The 4,221-nt window shown below is 44.7% G+C and carries 4 protein-coding genes; 3 read left to right on the top strand and 1 reads right to left on the bottom strand.

The features are described 5' to 3' along the window. The 3 genes from KDK16_RS05470 to KDK16_RS05460 all read left to right on the top strand — a co-directional run. A partial coding sequence (locus tag KDK16_RS05470) for a hypothetical protein (RefSeq protein ID WP_257275044.1) occupies window positions 1-610 on the top strand: 610 nt, incomplete at its 5' end. Window positions 611-664: 54 nt separating this feature from the next. Then, window positions 665-1,162 carry a hypothetical protein gene (locus tag KDK16_RS05465; RefSeq protein WP_257275043.1) on the top strand — a complete coding sequence of 166 codons (498 nt, stop codon included), beginning with the start codon at window positions 665-667 and terminating at the stop codon, window positions 1,160-1,162. Window positions 1,163-1,166: 4 nt separating this feature from the next. After that, the gene (locus KDK16_RS05460; protein ID WP_257275042.1) at window positions 1,167-3,968 is read left to right on the top strand and encodes a calcium-binding protein; all 2,802 of its coding nucleotides are present in this window, start codon (window positions 1,167-1,169) and stop codon (window positions 3,966-3,968) included. A gap of 25 nt (window positions 3,969-3,993) precedes the next feature. Here KDK16_RS05460 and KDK16_RS05455 read toward each other — a convergent pair. After that, a partial coding sequence (locus tag KDK16_RS05455) for a hypothetical protein (RefSeq protein ID WP_257275041.1) occupies window positions 3,994-4,221 on the bottom strand: 228 nt, incomplete at its 5' end.

Below are 4,221 nucleotides of genomic sequence, written 5' to 3'. Positions count from 1 at the left end.
GCATCAGGGAAAGGTAAAGCCTTTTTCTGGGCAGTCTATTTTATTGATTCAGTTACAGGTAGAGAGAATGAAGAAGAGAAAAGTAAAACAAGAAATGCAAGAACTACTCAACAAAGGTATGGGAAAAAGTGAAATTTACAAAAAATATCAGGATAACGGCCTACCAGAGAAAAAACTGGCCTTAATGGTAACTGCACTGCCTGATCCTTTCTTGTGCCAGAAGTATGAAAAAATGAATAACCTGCTTATTCTTATAATGTTCGTTCAGGCAAGCATCGCAGCACTGATTGGTTTCAATACAGGGGCCTTGTTAGGAGGGCATAACATTACCCTTTTTGGTCTGATCAGTATTGCTGTGCCTGTACTGTTTATTATTGGTTTCTATCGCTATAGCTTAACAGCCTACAATGCTTTTCTTATCCTTGGCATTATCCAGTTCCCCCGCTTATTCAAAGATATAGGGCAAGTGCCAGTTTTTACAACTTTGGTCGTTGTCTTTTCAATACTGAGCATGGGCTACGTCTGGTTTTTGAAAAGTAGGCTTTATCCAGACAGTGGGCTGTTTGGTGTGAAGAAAAATGGTGGTAAGTATTTTCAATTGACGCAGTAGCATCGAATTATTATTGCCCTTATTTTTATTGTTGCTGCTATGGGCTATACCTGTATGAAAATAACTTTTGACCTAAAGATGAGTAGTGCCAAGCAATTGCTTCTTGGAATTGCGATTACAGCTAGCATTGTTTTTTGTTATAGCTACATTAGTCAAATAACCAGGTCCGAAACTGATCGTAATTCTGCAGCTTTGGTTTGTGGAAAGGTGGTCAAGTCATTTTGGGCATCTTCCAAAAGAGGAATATCTGCTTGGCTTATTGAGCTTAAGGATAAGGAAAAAAATACTATTAGAGTCATAGATAAAAAACTTGTTTCAAAAATAAAACAGCTAGATATTAAAAGAGGTGATTATTTATGTATTAAATATATAGTTGCAGATTACTTATCAAATGAGGACTTCGTTTTCCAGATATATCGCAATAGCGAATATTTATTGAATGAAAAGTATGTCATGGATGTGTACTTGAAAAAACCTTCAAGACTATTAGCCTATATCACATTGTGTCTACTATTTTTTTCTTTGATGCTAACAATTAAATTCCATAGGTAGGAATATGTCAACAATAGGGATCAGTAACGCTGAGGCTGCGGTTCGAATACTGCAAGGCCATGGAGCCTCAACTTCAATTGCATCAGCCGCAGACAGTTATTCAGATGGTGACTACCTCAAAGCAGGTTCAGATTTGATAGCTGCGCTTGATGCCTTAGCTACAATGGCTGATGCTGCTGAGCTTGCAGGCAAAACGATAGGCAAAGCCAATATAGCTGTTCTAATAGCCCAAGTGCCTGCGATAGTTGAAAAAGCTTATAGCGAGTTAAATAACGACAACAAATTAAGTGATGCAACAATCCAGGACATTTTGGGCTTAGGTCTTGGAACTGCAGGCATGTTTGCAATGGCAGCTGGCTCAGTCGGTTTTGCATTGGCCGCAACAACTGTTGGAGTAGCACTCGGTGCATATTCTCTGGTGAGACCAGAAGAAGGTAGCCACATCTGGGATACCATTGTAGGTGATTTTGATGATGCTTCAAACTCGCTAACTTCACCTGAATCTTCAAACCAGCTAAAATCACCCACCGACCCGGTGTTTGTCATTTCAAACGACCCTAACATTACAATAACCGACGAGCCATTACAGTCGACAGATATTAACCTGAGTATTGAAACTGACAACGCCACCGGCGTGAAAGTTATCACCATAACTGATGAGAATGGCAAGGCATCTATTGTCACTGTTCAACCGAAAGAACCTCTGGATACCAGTGAGCCACTGAGCTTGAATGATCAGTTTGGCACTGCTGAGACCAGTGAATCAATCATCGGATTTCATAAAAATAATCAGTATATTTCAAAAGTTATTGAAACCGAGGGACGAACGCTTGTTGAGTTTGTCAATCCAGATACTGGCGAAACCTACTACGTTAATACCAAGACTGACGAGATTACTCAGGGTGCCTTGAGTAATATTAATGAATACACTGGCTCTGTAGACAACTCCCTCCTCGACATCGACACCCACACCACCCAGGGTACTTCCGAAAACTCGCATTTCGATCCAGAGCAGTCATCCAGCCTGATTGGTGAGGGGTATCTGGAATACGACAGTAACTGGTATGCACTCTCTACCGACAGCATTGTCTACGACAACGGCATTCACAACACCCTGATTGGCGATATCATCGGTAACGGATTACGGCCCGGTAACCATAACCTGAGTCAAGATTTTGATTATGGTTTAGGCTCTGCCCTGGAACAAGACCCCCTTTATAACTTCGATACCTTCGATGATTTTGACCTGGGCTCTCTGAACAGCGCCCAGAGCAATGCGTTCGATACTCTCTTTATTGATCCTCTGGTACTGGATCTGAATGGCGATGGTGTTCAGCTGGAGCATTTCGATCAGGCCAATGTTTTCTTTGATATTGATCACGACGGTGTTGAGGAGCAATCAGGCTGGGTATCACCAACGGATGGTCTACTGGCAATTGACCTGAATAATAATGGCAAGATTGATGATGTCAGTGAATTGTTCTCGGAATACTATCAGGGTGCGAAAGGCCAGGATGGTGCCCCCGGCGAAACGCCTTACGCAAATGGCTTTGAGGCACTACGAACTCTGGACAGTAACAGTGATGGCGTATTCAATAATCAGGATACGGCCTGGTCTTCCGTCAAGGTCTGGGTTGATGCGGACAGCGATGCAGAAACCGATGCTGGTGAGCTGAAAAGCCTGGAAGACGCTGGTGTTGTTTCTGTCAACCTGAATGCCAAAGAAGAATCCGGGGCGATTCTGGATGGTAACGAGGTACTGGCACGGGGCGACTTTGTCCAGAATGTGAATGGTGAGCTGAAAACCCGGGAAGCCATTGCCGCTAACTTCCTCTCCAATCCGGATGGTCATACCTTTGTTAACGACGGCAGTGGCAAGAGAGTGTCTTCCCAGAGTGGTTTCAGCAGTTATGCGGCAGGTGACGCAGGTGAAACTGTAGATGTTGTCGCCAAAGGCGTTAACTCGGCTTATGGTGGTCGTGGCAATGACACACTGATCGGTGATGCCGGTTCCAACTGGCTGGCAGGTGGTGGCGGTTCCGATTCCTTTAATGCCGGAGCAGGCGACGATGTGCTACTGATTGATGGTGATGATAACCCGAACAATATCCAGGGTGGCGATGGCATTGATATTGTCAAGGTCCTGGGTACTAAAGGCGTTACCCTGAACCTACACCAGTCCGGGATAGAAGTCGTTGAAGGTGGCCGGGGGAATGATATCTTCGTTGGCGGCGGTGGCAGCAATGTCTTCATCAAGGGCGGCGAAGGAGATGACGTGATCTCTGGGGGCCTGGCAAACGATGCCTTGTCGGGTGAGGACGGCAACGACTCTGTTTATGGTGGCAAGGGCAATGATATTGTGAGGGGGCATCGTGGCCGAGACCGTTTGAGTGGCGGTGAAGGCAATGACGTTCTGGAAGGTGGGCTGGACGACGACATCCTGTTGGGCGATGCCGGTAATGATGTACTGAATGGCGGTCAGGGTGATGACCGTATTGACGGTGGTGAAGGTGTGGATGTCGCAAGGTTTTCTGGCAGCTATTCAGACTATCGAATTACCCGAACCTCCGAGGGCATCTGGGTTACTGATACCGTGAGTGGCAGGGATGGCTCTGACTTCCTGACGGGCGTTGAGAAGTTCAGTTTCAGTGATGTGTCCACCGTGGATGTCAACCTGGAAAACTACTATTGGTGTGGGCTTCAACCTCCAAGAAGATCAGGTTTTAAGGGCAGTGCTTATTCACTTTGGTTACAGCACGGGGTATCCTCGGTGAACCGCCCGATGTGGAACTGCATGCCTGTGTAGGGAGAGCTCCCGAATATAACAGTTATTATACGGCTTTTTTGCTTTTCTCTGATATTGTGACGCCATAAGGCCAGTCATATGGTGGAATTTCTGTCCAATATTTTAAATCTGGTATTTCTTGAACTTTATCTAATGCTTTGACAGCAGCCTCGTATGTGTCAAATTTATGAAAGTGGACTATTTCTTTATCTATTGTTCCATAATCATCATAACTAACGACGTTTACTGGTTCACAAACAATATGGAATTTATT

The sequence above is a fragment of the Endozoicomonas sp. SESOKO4 genome, from assembly GCF_024606275.1.
Note: the sequence above shows the minus strand (reverse complement) of the source record. Positions and strands in the feature narration are given on the sequence as shown.